Genomic DNA, 15265 nt, shown 5'->3' with positions numbered 1-15265 from the left:
GTAAGCTAAAATTCGATTACCCACACTATCCGTCATAGAGCCATAATTACTAATCTGATTAAGCGATACGTTCTTTGATAAATTGTAATCTGCTTGGTAAGCAACGCTGTCTGGTTCCGTGAGATGTCGGGGCCGATGAGTGAGGCGATAATTCGATTCCCTATTTGGAAGATTAACCCAACATATGATATCCGGATAGCCCCGAAGGTCTGATTAATTGGCTATTGGTGTCCTGCGGGAGTATGATGCTTTTCGTTTTTGCTTATACCTACTAGTAAAATACCTTCAGAATTACCCAGTTTAAGCTCCACACGACAGGAGTTTTTTAATATCCCATGGAAGAGTAACATCCATCACGCGGTTCAAAATGAGAGGCTTTCCTTTTGGCCCCGATCTAGGAAAGATCGTATCGATATAGGATGGGGGAGGGAATCCGGACCAGCAAAACAATCAGATTACCATGAGGTCGAAGAATGTTAGTAGACATTACTGATTTAATATAATAAACTATGACAAGGAAAACCTACTATTTTTTATTGATGCTGTGTCTGGTGTCAATTACTGCCGTGTCAGCGCAAGAGACACGTCAGATCTCGGGCAGCGTGTTAGACGAGAACGGGGTCCCTTTACAAGGCGTTTCAGTTACGGTAAAGGGTAAAGATCTCGGAGTCGCAACTAACATAGACGGCGGATTCAACTTGCTGGTTCAACTTGGAGACGTGTTGGTTTTTGGAATGGTGGGATATGAAACCCAGGAAATCTCCTATGAGAACCAACAACGAATTGATGTGGTGATGGCTGGTCGTCATACCGATTTGGACGAAGTCGTTGTTATAGGCTTTGGGACACAAAAACGGGCGAATTTGACAGGGGCCGTCTCGTCAATTGAAACGGGCGACTTAGCTTCGCGTCCCTTTACTTCCACATCCAACGCGTTGCAAGGAGTTGCCCCTGGGGTTACTGTTACCACCCCTTCAGGCGCTCCGGGTAGTGGTGGTACCATAAGGGTTAGGGGTATCGGTACATTGAACAACTCCAATCCATTGGTCTTAATAGATGGGGTAGAAGGGGATATGAATTCGATCGATCCAAATATGATTGCGTCAATTAATGTTTTGAAAGATGCGGCATCTTCGGCCATCTACGGATCTCGGGCAGCTAATGGCGTGATTCTGGTAACTACCAAAAGGGCGAGTGGTAATGTGCTGAAGGTTGGTTACAATGCCTATACCGGGTTTCAAACACCGACGAATTTGCCGGACAAAGTGGATGCTATCGATCATATGGAAATGATTAACATGGCCCATGTAAATTCAGGTGCCTCACCTTTATTTACCCAAGAATTTATTGACGAGTATCGTCAAAATATGCATGTCAATCCGGACGAATATCCAAATACCGATTGGCAGAAGGAAGTTTTGAAGGGCTCGGGTGTAATGCATAACCATAATCTGTCGGTTAATGGCGGTGGGGAAAAATTCCGTTTTTTGACATCTGCAGGTTACTTGGATCAACAAGGTATTATTAAAGCATCGCGGTTCGAGCGATACGCGCTACGCAATAACACGGATATCACATTTAGCGAGAAGTTGAACATGCAGTTCGACGTCCAATTAATAAAACGGAATACAACTACACCGGGCAGTGCAGGTGAGGTTGGGGCTGATGGTTTGTCTGCGGTCTTTTTACAGATGAACCGTATCCCCGCTATTCAACCGGGCCAATATTCCAATGGGTTGTACGGTGAGGGGTGGAATGGGAATAACCCTATTGCCTTTGCCAATGGGGATGGCGGGTCTATGAAAGAGGAACACCTTAATCTCCTTGGCAGGTTTGTATTGAACTATAAGCCGGTAGAGTGGCTTAACGTTGAGTTATTGGCCCAGCCCAGATATGAGGAATTGTACAGCGACAATTTTAACAAAGCGGTCCAAACGTATCAACTCGATGGAAGCCCTTTGTTCACCCGGCCGGAAAGAAGTACGTTAACCAATCAGAGTAGTCGTGCGCTGTTCGGAAATTACTACGGCTACCTTACTGCAAACCAGAACTTTGGTGAACATGCATTGAAAGTCTTGCTCGGATCATCCTTGGAAACTTTTTATACCCGTGATTTCAGGGCATATCGAGAAGGTTTTATATTCCCCCAATACCGAGTTCTTGATGCGGGCTTATTAGATAATAGGGAGGCTACAGGCACCGCTTCCGAATGGGCGCTGCAATCATTTTTTGGGCGGTTTAATTATGATTTTGATTCACGCTACTTGTTTGAAGTGAACGCCCGCTACGATGGTTCATCTCGCTTTGCCAAAGGGCACAAATATGGTTTTTTCCCATCCGTATCCGGCGGTTGGCGGATCTCTGCGGAAGATTTCATGCAAGGTACCAGTCGCACGGTTAACAATCTTATGCTGCGGGCTTCTTGGGGACGGCTCGGAAATCAAAATATTGGAACATACCCTTTTGCATCTACGCTGAATTTAGGCTCGTATTCGTTGGGTGGGCAGATTATGCCTATCGCCGCACTTAACGAAATGAGCAATGAGCAAATCTCTTGGGAAACGTCGGAAATGACCAACATTGGTTTAGATTTGATGTTGTTCGGAAACCTGACGTTGACATTTGACTGGTATGATAAAATTACATCCGATATCCTTCTCGAGTTAGATATCCCGATGAGCATAGGCCTTGAAGCACCTACGCAGAACGCAGGAAAGGTAAGGAATAGGGGATGGGATGCAGGGTTGGGCTATAAAGGAAAGGCCGGCGAATTTAAATATGGTGTGGATGTGAATGTTTCCGATGTCAAAAATACCGTGTTGGATCTAAGAGGGGTGAGCCAGACCGGGCTTCGGGTCAGTCGCGAAGGATACCCAATCAATTCCATATTTGCTTTACAGGCAGACGGTTATTTTCAATCAGACGAAGAGATCAATAGCCATGTGACACAAATCGGTGTACTGGCCCCGGGTGACATCCGATATGTAAACCAGAACAATGACGATGTGATAAACGCGGACGACTTTGTCATTATAGGAAGTACGATTCCGCGGTTTACTTACAGTTTAAACCTGAATGCTGAATTTAAGAACTTTACATTCAATGCCTTTGCGCAAGGGGTGGGAAAAGCAGATGGATATTTGCATGGGCGCGCCATTCAGCCTTTTTTTAGTGGAGCTTCTGCATATGAGCAACACAAGGATTACTGGACACCAGAGAACAGAAATGCAACGTTTCCCCGGTTAACTTGGGGCGACGCTGGAAATAATTATCAGCATTCCAGTTTCTGGATGAGAAGTGCGGCGTACCTCAGGTTGAAAAATATCCAGCTCGGCTATAATCTGCCGAAAACCCTGTTGGGTAGAATAAAGGTAGAGCAAGCACGTATTTACATCAATGGACAGAACCTTTTTACGGTCGACCGTTTTTGGGATGGCTATGATGTAGAAACCCCCGTGGGAACCGGAACTAATTACCCCGTAATGAAAACATATAGCTTGGGTATTGATTTCAGATTTTAATGAGTGCTTAATGATAAAAATATGAAGACGAAAATATTTTTTACCGTATTGACAAGTTGCCTGGTATTCGCCTCAGGTTGTAATAAGATGTTGGATAAACTTCCGCTGGATAGCCCCTCTTCGGCTTCTTTCTTTAATGACAGAACGGAACTGGATATGGGGATATTAGGTTGTTACGAACGGATAGTCAATCGAATTGGATTGAAAGGGGCCATGCCTTGGATTGTGACACTTGATTGTACATCAGATATTAACTGGAATCGGGATGCGTCTCCTATAGGTTCACTGGGGAACGGTACCGCAGCCAGTGATAATGCTTCAGCTCAAAATGCCTGGCAGGATTTTTATGCGGTCATCGCAAGAACAAATTTCCTGTTGGATAATATCAGCAATGCAGAAGGGGCTGTAGCCGCCGATTATATACGCCAAGTCGCCGGTGAAGCCCGCTTTGTAAGAGCTTATAGTTATTTCTATCTCACCGAGTTTTTTGGTGATGTACCATTAATAACGGCGAGCATTACCATTGATGAGGCTGAAATGCCGAGGACGGCAAAAAGTGAAATCGTTGATTGGATCTTGAATGAAATGGATGAAATTGCTCCGGATTTACCCTTATTCCATGACGGACATTCCGGACGTGCGACAAGCGTTGCAGCGTATTTTCTTAAAGCGTATGTGGCCCTGTGCAATAGCCGTTGGACGGTTGCATCCCAGGCAGCTAAAACGGCGATGGATTTGGGGCACTATGAGCTGCACCCTGACTATGCGGAGCTTTTCACGTATGCGGGCGAAAGTTCCAGGGAGCATATATTCTCGATGCAGTATCTTAGAGGGATAAATACGCATGTTACGTTTCGCCAGTTTGGCTCCAGGCTGTCCGCCGGCGTATCTAACGAAAAGCCCACACAGGCAATGGTTGATTCGTATGAGTGTATCGACGGGTTGACCATCGATCAATCGCCCTTGTTCGACCCTCAAAACCCCTATGACAACAGAGATCCCCGATTGCATATGACGGTCGCCGTCCCGGGGACCATTTACATGGGTTTCCAGTTTGAAACGCATCCCGATAGCCTCAGGGTTTGGAACTACAATGTGACTCCAGCTATCCGGGTAAATAATACGGACGCAACAAATGCGTTTGCGACGTTCACAAGTTACCTGTGGAGGAAATGGATGGACATCCAAGACTTGAACTATACCCAGGATAACGAACTCAATATCACATTAATGCGCTATGCCGATTTATTGCTGATGTATGCAGAGGCTAAAATAGAAGCAAATGATATCGACGGTTCCGTATATGAGGCCCTAAATGCGGTAAGAAACCGCGTCGGAATGCCTTCCGTTCCACAAGGTAGCACACAAGCTTACCTACGATCGGTGGTGAGAAGGGAAAGGAAAGTTGAGCTTGCCATGGAGGGAAGACGGTTGTTGGATATCAGACGTTGGAGAATAGCAGAGCAAGTAATGAATGGCCCCAGATACGGTAATAGCAAGACCGAGCTCCTTGTCTCGCCCCCGACGTTGGACGAGAATACGACGCCGGATTACTCCGGTATTGCAAACAAAGATATATTGCGTGTCGTCGAAACAATGGTATTTGATCCGGAAAAACACTATCTGTGGCCTATTCACCCGGTTGAAATACAAACCAATCCAGCACTAAAGCAGAATCCGAGGTGGTAATTAAAAAGCATGTACTTACATTGGTTTAGCAACGGCTGGATATGAAAAGAATATTGATCAATATAACGGGATGCATATGCTTATCGCTCACGTTTAGTGCTGTGACGTATGGCCAACGAAGCGACGTTGGTGTATTGAGTTACAATGTGCTGCATGGATTTCTCGGCGACCAATCGCTTCAGCGCAAGTATGCCAAATGGGTAAAAAAGATGGACGTTGATATCGTTCTTTATCAAGAATTGAATGATTTTGTGCAAAAAGATCTCCAAGATTTGGCGCTTGGATACGGCCACCTCCATAGTGTCCTTTTGAACCAAGAGTCGGGGCACGATGCGACTCATCCCATTGGTATCACATCGAGATTTCCAATTTCAAACGTCGAAATGTATTTGGATAGTATGTGGCACGGATACATATATGCAAAGGTTGGCGGAGTGCATTGCTTTACTACCCACTTGGCGCCGTTCACATTACAAGATCGGTATCGGGATCTTACCCGAATTCTTGCCCATGCCCGTACGATACCGCCCAACGAGTGCATACTTATTGCTGGTGATTTCAATGCACTCTCCGAAGTCGACTCATCAATGTATGGTAGTGAACTGTTGGCTGCGCTGGAAAAAATCGAAGGCCGATTGGAGCCCAAGAGCGGTACCCCCATTGTTAAGAATAGGATAATTTACCGGCGTAATCTCAATGAGGGTCAAATCGACTATTCGGTCATGCGGCTGATTAAAGATGCCGGGTTCTTGGATTCTTATTACGTTCACAACGCCACGTTCAAAAACAGTGCGCCGACGAAAGGATATATGAAAACAGATTCCAAGCCCAAAAGGATTGATTACATATGGGTAAACCCCACGTTGGCCGGGAAGATGTACGAAGCAGACATTGTTCAGAATGAATTAACAGACGTACTTTCTGACCATTATCCGATGTTGATAAGATTTAAAATGGATTAACGGGTTTAATAGATTATCGTGAAGTGTCGCTTACAACATATATCTCCTGAAAAACGACGTTGGTTAATCGTGGGAGTAATTTTCTTAGCTATTGTCTTCAACTATGTAGATCGACAGATAGTTTCCATCCTCAAGCCCACGCTTAAAGATGTCTTTTCGCTGGATGACAGTGGATATGCTTTTATCGTTAATATTTTTACGATTTGCTATGCAACGATGTATCCCGTCACCGGCTGGTTGGTCGATAGGTTTGGCGCGGGTAAGGTGATGCTTTATGGCATTCTCGCTTGGTCGGTCGCATGTATAGGGGGAGGTATTTCCCGTACGGTGGGCCAATTTTCTTTTTTCCGCGGCATGTTGGGAATGGCTGAACCGACCAATTTCCCGGCACAATTGAAAGTCGTGACGGTTTGGTTCCCAGGAAAACTTCGCGCTACCGCGAATAGCCTTTGCGTGGCAGGCAGTTCCATCGGTGCCATAATAGCCCCGCCACTGGTGGCCTGGCTCGCCATAACCTATAACTGGCACACGGTATTTTGGGTGTGTGGGGGCATAGGCCTATTGATTGCAATGTTATGGTGGTTCGTTTATCGCGAACCGCCAGCGCATATAGCGGCTGAAGCGAGCCGAGATACGGCAGATAGCCTTGCTAAGTTCTCTTGGGGGCAGCTGTGGAAAACCCGTAGTCTTTGGGGGATTTTGATGATTAGGTTTATTAGTGATCCCGTATGGTACTTCTGTTTGTTCTGGCTGCCGGGATATCTACAGGAAGAATCCGGTTTGACGTTAGCACAAGTTGGCATGTTTGGATGGATTCCATTTTTGGCGGCAGACTTGGGAGGAATTGGTTCGTCGGCATGGTCGGATAAGTTGGTACGGGGTGGGATGGAGCCACTTCGGGCCCGGAAAGTGATGCTTACCATCGCTGCGGTGTTTGGACCATTATGCGCCCTCACACCTTATATGCCCAATGCGGGCGGAACACTACTACTATTTAGTGTTGTCGCGGCAGTATGTATTAGTTGGCTCTTTACGGTCAGTGTCGTCGTGGCCGAAGCGTTCCCGGTGAAAAATGTGGCCAGCGTATTGGGAATTGCAGGAGGCTTCGGTGCATTGGGTGCTGTGCTTTTTAACTATTTTGTGGGGCAGATGATCGGTACCATTGGTGCCACCCAAATCTTCATCGCTATGGCAGTTTTACACCCCATCGCCGCGGTGATTTTATGGGTGGTGGTGCGGAAAGAGACGCCACGCCATTCCATAACGGGGGATATCAAGCGTTAGAAAAATAATTAAATCATGACAGGTTTTAAAAAGAAAATTACCGAACCAACGCGCGAGTTGGAAGTGAGAAAGGAAGTGGATGTATTGGTGATCGGAGGCGGCCCGTCCGGCATTATCGCCGCGCAAGCGGCAGCAGAGGATGGCTTGAAGGTCACGTTGGTTGAGAGCCGTAGCTTTGTAGGAGGCAATATGACCATTGGATTGCCGATATTGGGCTTCTTGGGTCAAAAAGGGAATCAGATCATCAGGGGATTACCCCAAAAATTCATCGACAGGTTAAAACGTGTGGATGCGGCGAGTGAACACCGGCCATGTCCTTTGCACATGAGTCTTACCTTGGTAGAACCCGAGGCTGTTAAAGCTGTAGCGCTCGAAATGCTTATCGAAAGCGGTGTCGACGTGTTGTTTTATGCTTTTTGTGCAGATGTGGTGATGGAAGGGGACGAGTTGAAAGGGGTCATCGTCGAAAGCAAGGCAGGTCGGGAAGTCATCCTCGCCAAGGTCGTTATTGATTGCAGTGGGGATGCAGATGTAGCCTTCCGGGCAGGGGTTCCTTGTGAATATGGTAATGAGGATGGCGGGGTGCAGCCTCCTACCCTGATGTTTTGTTTGGGCGGCGTGGATACGGAGAAGCTTCGGTTGAGCATTGCCGAGGAACCGAGAACGTACTTGACCGACTTTATACCGGCCGAGTATTTTGGACAAAATAATCAGTTTATCGTGGTAGGCTTGAGAAGCCTTATCAAAAAGGCCGAAGATGAAGGGCTTTCGTTACCTGTGGAACGGACGATTTTGATAACCGGATTGCGGAAAGGTGAGATTTGGGTAAATATGACTCGGGTAAATGGTGTAAATGGCACGAATCCAGAAAGCCTCAGCTACGGTGAGGTTGCAGGGCGTAAGCAGATACAGGATATTCAAAAATACCTGATATCGTATGTTCCCGGCTTTGAAAATGCTTACTTTTTGAAAACCGCCCCTTTTCTCGGTATCCGGGAGACCCGTCGTATTGTCGGCCAATACGTGATGACGAGTGATGACGTGTTAAATTGTGCGTATTTTGACGACGCGATAGCTGTGGCCAGCTATCCACTAGACATCCACCATCCCGAAGGGGGAGGGTGTACGCTCACTTGGTGTGGGGATTGCTACGATATCCCGTATCGCTCGCTGATCCCACAACACGTAAAAAACCTCATCATGGCCGGTCGATGTATCTCCACTACACACGAAGCCATGTCAGCTATACGCGTAATGGCACCCTGTATGGCCATGGGTGAAGCAGCAGGACGGGCTGCCAAAATGGCGATAAAAAAGGGGGTTCCCGTTGCAGAAATCGACGTGAAGGAATTGCAAAGTGAATTACGCGCGAAGGGCGCTTACCTGCGAGAATTCAAAGAAATTAAACTGTAATGGAGGTAGGGTTTTACTCGCACGCGATAACGTCAATAATCTATGCGACAGTTGCGTCAATTAAAATGGCTATAACGAATATGTTGTTCTCTTTTGGGCTGCGGCAGCTTTGTGGTCTAGCACTAATCATGTGTTGCTGGGTTCTTTTACCGCTAGCGTTCGGTGTTACTTTATTTGCACAGTCAGTTTCGAAAAGTCGTTTCAATATATTGTTAATTATGGTAGACGATTTGCGGCCTGAATTGAATTGCTATGGCGCTTCGCAAATCAAAAGTCCGAATATGGACCGTTTGGCTTCCTCCGGTACAACTTTTCTTAGTGCTTATTGTCAGTATCCGGTTTGTGCCCCTTCAAGAGCCAGTATGCTTTCTGGCACTCGTCCCGCTTCTACTAAAGTATACGATTTGTACACCGATTTCAGGGAGGCGCTAACCGAGATTCCATCGTTGCCTGAATTATTTAAAAATTCTGGATACTATACTGATCGTTTCGGGAAAATTTTTCATATTGACGATGCGAGATCTTGGACCCCTCCATATCCCGAGCAGAAATTTGGGCCATCAGAACCGAAACGGAGATCACCCTATGCCAGTCCAGAACTTAACGAAGCGGGATGGCTGAAATTTGAGGAGGCAAAGAGGAACGGACTGATCGGCGTTGAATTAGAACGCTCCCAGAGAGGGCCTGCATATGAAATAGCTGATGTGGACGATGAGCAGTTGCCGGATGGAAAGATTGCCACCGAAGGCGTCAAAGCACTACAAGAAGCAAAGGAGCGGGGAGATCCATTTTTTATCGCCGTCGGATTTCATAAACCCCACCTTCCTTTTGTCGCGCCACGGAAATACTGGGAAATGTATGATGGTGATAGCATCCAGGTGGCAGAAAACGTAGTTCCTCCGGCCGGCGCCCCTTATGCGTTGGGCGACGCAGCGGAGTTTTACACCTATACGGATGTTCCCGACAATCGGCCTATACCAAGCGAATACGCCCGTTTAGCACGGCACGGTTATTATGCTTGCGTAAGCTATGTGGACGCACAGGTAGGCCGGGTATTAGATGAGCTGGAAAGATTGAAGCTCGATCGCAGTACCATTGTGGTTCTAGTAGGGGATCACGGTTATAAGTTGGGAGAACATGGCTCTTGGGGGAAATCGTCCAATTTCGAGGTTGACGCCCGTGTACCTTTGATTGTTCGTGTACCAGGTTATAAGTCCAACACAGTGGTGCCAGGATTGGTGGAAATGTTGGATATCTACCCAACGTTAGCAATGCTGGCGAATCTTCCTTTGCCCGAACATGTAGAAGGCCAAAGCTTTGATTACTTATTAAAAAAGCCCTACGCGCCGGGTAAAGAAGCTGCATTTACGCAGTGCGCCAGGGGTGATCGGATGGGCTACTCTATGCGCACAGCACGTTACCGCTTTACGAAATGGATAAAGCGAGGGAAACCCGACGCTTGGGAGCTATATGATCATTCAAACGACCCCAACGAAAACAATAACCTCGCTGTCTTGCCGGGGTCGAAGGAATTGTGTGAGCAGTTTTCAAAGCAGATCGATCAACAGATTAGTGTGCAATATCTGTCGCAAGCATTGATGTATGAGCCTTGATTACTACGGAGACAGCGTGTGACGGGGGTGCACGGTATGAACTAACATGGCTTTTTCACGATAGGAAAGGCTACATGTGGCGGACATTGAGCTCATGTCACAATGAATAAAACAGGATGTCAGGAAATAGAAGAAAATTTTTGAAAGGATTGGTCGCTACCGCAATACTTCCCCCGCTTGCGGGGATCAGCGGCCGGTTGCCCGTGCATCAAGGAAAAGATACGCGGTTTCATCGGGTGTTATGCTGCAACATACGTGTTGCGCTGGCGGATGACGAAGCCCAGAACGTAGGATGGTCTTCCAGGAAAAACGTTTGCCTAGAAATCATTGAGAAACAAAAGCCCGACATCATTGCGTTACAGGAAGTCCTGAAAATACAGGCAGACGACCTTCGTCACCATTTTCCCGCATTCCAGCTTTTTGGCTTTGATGGCCCGGAGATGGATGTACGTGCAGTAGGTTACCATGGCATTGCCAAAAATCCAATTATGTTTTCAAAGGAACGCTATGAATTAGTTGCGGCAGGGTGTTATTGGCTTTCTGAAACTCCATTGATCGCTGGAAGTATGTCCTGGGGCACAGCAAGGGCACGGCACGCCAATTGGGGGCGACTCGAGGACAAACAAACGAAACAGCACTTCAGGGTAATCAATCTACACTTGGATCATGTGAGTCAAGCAGCTAGAGAAAGTCAAACCCGGGTAGTGCTGGAAGAATCAAGACAGTATCCAGCTGAATTTCCCCAATTATTAGTCGGGGACTTTAATGCCAGCATGGAAAACCGAGTATATCAGCTTGTCGAAGAATTTGGTTGGAATGATACATATACAGCTATTCATGACTCCGAAGAGCCAGGAGGTACGGTCCATCTCTTCCAAGGCGAGAACTATATTAATAAAGGGAAAGGACGAAAAATCGACTACATCTTCGTCAATGGAGGTGCAAGTCCGGTACGCGCTGAAATCATTCGCGACCATGTTAATGGGGTGTATCCAAGCGACCATTATTTTGTATTAACCGAAATGCAGTTACTGTAACCGGCATGGAAACCGCGACAAACTGAGTGCGTTTTTTATTTTTTTTTGTGAGGTGGTCGTGGGCGATTTGTTTGTGCAATAATTCAAATTATACTAATAAAAAGTCGATGTTGTGAATAAAATGTTATTTAAAGTGCTATTTGTCAATAAGTACTGTTGTTGTTTGAATCATCAAACAACAACCGTGCTGTTTTCTGGTTATCCGTTGTTCTAGCATCACGGAGCTAGATGGTAAATCGCATGTAGCATACAGTTGAAATCGTAACTACTGAAAAATACAAATATGAAAAATGTACTTCGGCATCTAATGTTTGCACTTGTCAGTGCATTGTTGGTCATCAATGTTTGTGCACAACAGACCTATCAGAAGCCCGCTTTGGAACAAACGGGATCCTGGTCGATGATTATGATCCCTGATCTTCAAAACTATGTTAAATGGAATCGGAACCAGCCGATATTGGATCTGATGATGGCTTGGATTGAGGATAATATCGACACCCTGAACATAAAGATGGTGATATGCGTAGGCGACCTCATCCAAAGCCCCGAAAAAATCACCAACGATTACGACGGCGACCAAACGACACGCCGTCAATGGGCGGCGGTGTCAAACGCTTTCTCCCGATTGGATGGTAAGGTGCCCTATATCGCCGCAACGGGTAACCACGATTATCGGATAGACCGGGAAGGCAACCGGTACACCCAGTACAGTGAGTTTTTTAACGCCGATAAAAACCATTTGAACCAAAAAATCTTGGTTCAAAATAGCCGGGATGAAGCGGGCGAACCGACGTTGGCCAACTCAGCGTATGAGATTCGGGGACTGAATGGCAAAGACTACCTGTTCATGACGATCGAATACGGCCCGCGAGACACGGTGTTAACCTGGGCGAAGCGGATTGCGGCCATGGAACAATACAAAGACCATCGAATTATGCTCACCACACACAATTACCTCAACGCGGAAGATCAACATACATCGGGTGAGGTAGGCTGGTTGTTTTGGGAGCCGTACGCTGTGGATAACCAGATTTTGAAGTCGCCCAAAGTCAAACTGCCAAACGCAAACAACGGTAAGCAGATTTGGGAGCAGCTCGTCCAGCCGGCAAACAACATTGAACTTGTACTGTGCGGACACATCTCCGGAGAAGGCTATCGGCTGGACAAAAACGTAGCAGGCAAATCGGTGCACCAAATACTGTTCGATGCGCAATCGATGGGCGGCGGAAGCCGAAGCGGCAACGGCGGCGATGGTTGGCTCCGGATACTGGAGTTTTTCCCGGATAACAAAACGGTAAAGGTGAAGACATTTTCGCCGCTTTTCGGCATATCGCCGACGACCCGGCAATTCGCCTGGAAGCGCGATCCCCGCAATGAATTTACGTTCTATTTCGATTCACATTAACAGGTACCCTGAACGTTTATGGAGAACCTAGCAAATTCAAAAAAGCCTAATTTTTTTTCGAAGTCGGGCCTTCCCAAACCCCTCGCTTGGGGCTACCTCGGCATCATCATCTTCATGATGGGCGATGGCGTGGAGCAGGGCTGGTTAAGCCCTTACTTGATTGAGCATGGGCTTTCCATGCAACAATCTGCGTTATTGTTTACCGTATATGGAATTACCATCGCCATTTCATCGTGGTTTTCTGGTGTGCTCGCCGAAGGATATGGGCCAAGGAAAGCCATGCTCCTCGGTTTACTCCTGTATATTATCGGGACGGTCGGGTTCGTGGGCCTCGGGATGCAGAACCTAGATTACCCCGTGATGTTAATTACCTATGCCATTCGCGGATTCGCCTACCCACTGTTTGCTTATTCGTTTTTGGTGTGGATCACTTACCGTACACCCCAAAGCAAGTTGGGTAGGGCGGTCGGATGGTTCTGGTTCGTTTTCACAGGAGGCCTCAATGTATTCGGGGCCTACTATTCCAGTTGGGCCATCGAAGCACTTGGCTATCAAAATACATTATGGAGTTCCATATTCTGGGTATTGGTAGGTGCGTTTTTCGCCCTTGTGATGAATAAAGATAAGTTCGTTCCATCCGGCGATGCGGGTTCGAAAACCAAAGAGTTGCTTAAAGGGTTGACCATCGTCAAAGAAGAGCCCAAAGTACTTATCGGGGGAATTGTGCGGGTAATCAACACCACCGCGCAATTTGCCTTTCCGGTGTTCTTGCCGATTTACATGGCCACGCATGGGTTCAGTACCATCGAATGGCTGCAGATATGGGGCACCATTTTCACCAGTAACATTGCATTTAACCTTATTTTCGGGTTTGTGGGCGATCGGATGGGCTGGCAGAACACTATTATGTGGTTCGGTGGTGTGGGGTGTGGCCTCACCACCCTGCTGTTTTTCTACTCGCCGGTCTGGTTCGGTGGCGATTACTGGGCGGTGCTGTTATGCGGCGTACTTTGGGGTGGCCTGCTGGCCGGCTATGTGCCATTATCGGCACTGGTGCCTTCGCTCGTAAAAAAAGACAAAGGTGCGGCCATGGCGATCCTAAACCTTGGCGCTGGCCTTCCGGTTTTTGTAGGCCCCGCTATCGTGGGCGTATTAATTGGAGTTATTGGTAATGAAGGGGTAATTTGGGTGTTGGCAGGCTTGTATTTCCTGAGCGCATTGCTCACGAAGTTCATCACGTTGCCTAAGTCCGAAAACATAGGAGAGACGCAAAGGAGCATTGAGCGTACCTGACGCGAACAAAGGAGAATTTATAATTAACATGATATTTTTATGAGGATATTGGTTACGGCGCCTTATCACGAGAAAGGCAGGGAAGAGTTGGCGCAACTGTTTGGAGAGGTTGTTTATAAGCCTTGGAAAGCACATGGAAGGGGGTATCGACCCGATGAGCTCATTGATTTACTACGTGAATCACAAGCGGGGGCATTGATTACAGAGCATGATGAGGTGACAGCGGCAGTGATCCACGCCCATCCACACTTGAAATTCATCGGTGTATGCCGCGGTACGCCTTCTAATGTGGCGGTAGATATGGCGACCCAAAAGGGCATACCTGTTTTCAACACGCCGGCACGGAATGCCCAAGCTGTGGCCGAGTTGTTTATCGCCAATATCATTTCCTTTTTGCGGAAAGCAAGGCAGGGGGTCGAATGGCTGGAAGCGGGTAAATGGGGCGAAGGGGCCCATACGGCATACCTGCAATTTAAGGGTAACGAACTGGCAGGAAGGCACGTGGGCATGGTCGGTTTCGGCGCGGTGGCCCAAACCATCGCGCAAATACTGAAAACATTTCCGTGTGAAATCACTTACTTCGATCCGTTTTACGTGGCCCAAGACCCGTTATTTAAGAAGCAGTCTTTGGAAGAACTTTTCCGCTCAAGCGATATCGTAGCGATACATTTGCCGGTAACGGACGAGACGAGAGGCATGATTGGTGCCGACCTCTTATCATTGATGAATCCGGATGCGATATTTGTCAATACGGCACGAGCGGCTGTCGTCGATCGGGATGCCTTACTGGATGTGGTGGAAAACGGTAAGATCCGGGGAGCGATATTGGACGTGTTTAACCACGAGCCGCCTGATGAAAAAGACTACCAACTAATCAAGCATCCGAATGTGCTGGCAACGCCCCACATCGCTGGTGCTACGCATGAGGTGGAGGATCATCACGTAGCTATAATGAACAGGGTGTTGGGGGATTATTTTAAGCGGGAAAAAAAAGATATTAAACAACCCGTTAACCGAGATAACTTAATCATTACTTTGAAGTAAAGGT

10 protein-coding genes are annotated in these 15265 nt (G+C 47.2%); all 10 read left to right on the top strand.

Going from position 1 to position 15265, the window contains the following annotated elements:
- The first annotated feature begins 509 nt into the window (after positions 1 to 509).
- The 10 genes from NGM62_RS16380 (at position 510) to NGM62_RS16335 (ending at position 15261) form a co-directional block, all read left to right on the top strand.
- Positions 510 to 3521, top strand: coding sequence for a SusC/RagA family TonB-linked outer membrane protein (locus tag NGM62_RS16380; protein WP_262249339.1), 3012 nt, complete (start codon positions 510 to 512; stop codon positions 3519 to 3521).
- Positions 3522 to 3542: 21 nt separating this feature from the next.
- A complete protein-coding gene (locus tag NGM62_RS16375; RefSeq protein ID WP_262249338.1) occupies positions 3543 to 5210 on the top strand; it encodes a RagB/SusD family nutrient uptake outer membrane protein in 1668 nt (555 codons plus the stop codon).
- Between the two features lie 41 nt (positions 5211 to 5251).
- Complete coding sequence (locus NGM62_RS16370; RefSeq protein ID WP_262249337.1) at positions 5252 to 6172, top strand: endonuclease/exonuclease/phosphatase family protein; 921 nt, start codon at positions 5252 to 5254, stop codon at positions 6170 to 6172.
- A gap of 69 nt (positions 6173 to 6241) precedes the next feature.
- Positions 6242 to 7456 (top strand): MFS transporter, encoded by a 1215-nt coding sequence (locus NGM62_RS16365; RefSeq protein WP_262249336.1) that lies wholly within the window; start codon positions 6242 to 6244, stop codon positions 7454 to 7456.
- A 15-nt stretch (positions 7457 to 7471) separates the two neighbouring features.
- Entirely contained in the window at positions 7472 to 8869 is a 1398-nt protein-coding gene (locus NGM62_RS16360) for an FAD-dependent oxidoreductase (RefSeq protein WP_262249335.1), read from the top strand.
- Complete coding sequence (locus tag NGM62_RS16355) at positions 8869 to 10482, top strand: sulfatase (RefSeq protein WP_315975877.1); 1614 nt, start codon at positions 8869 to 8871, stop codon at positions 10480 to 10482. Before NGM62_RS16360 ends, NGM62_RS16355 begins: the two co-directional genes overlap by 1 nt.
- 116 nt (positions 10483 to 10598) lie before the next feature.
- Positions 10599 to 11519, top strand: a complete 921-nt coding sequence (locus NGM62_RS16350; RefSeq protein WP_262249334.1) for an endonuclease/exonuclease/phosphatase family protein — start codon at positions 10599 to 10601, stop codon at positions 11517 to 11519.
- 283 nt (positions 11520 to 11802) lie between these two features.
- A complete protein-coding gene (locus NGM62_RS16345) occupies positions 11803 to 12924 on the top strand; it encodes a metallophosphoesterase (protein WP_262249333.1) in 1122 nt (373 codons plus the stop codon).
- 18 nt (positions 12925 to 12942) lie between these two features.
- Positions 12943 to 14217, top strand: a complete 1275-nt coding sequence (locus tag NGM62_RS16340; RefSeq protein ID WP_262249332.1) for an MFS transporter — start codon at positions 12943 to 12945, stop codon at positions 14215 to 14217.
- A gap of 39 nt (positions 14218 to 14256) precedes the next feature.
- On the top strand, positions 14257 to 15261 hold the full coding sequence (locus tag NGM62_RS16335) for a 2-hydroxyacid dehydrogenase (protein WP_262249331.1): 1005 nt from the start codon (positions 14257 to 14259) through the stop codon (positions 15259 to 15261).
- The last annotated feature ends 4 nt before the right edge of the window (positions 15262 to 15265 follow it).

This window comes from Parapedobacter soli (assembly GCF_025460835.1).
GTDB lineage: Bacteria > Bacteroidota > Bacteroidia > Sphingobacteriales > Sphingobacteriaceae > Parapedobacter > Parapedobacter soli.
The sequence above is the reverse complement of the archived record's forward strand: the minus strand, read 5'-3'. Positions and strand labels throughout refer to the sequence as shown.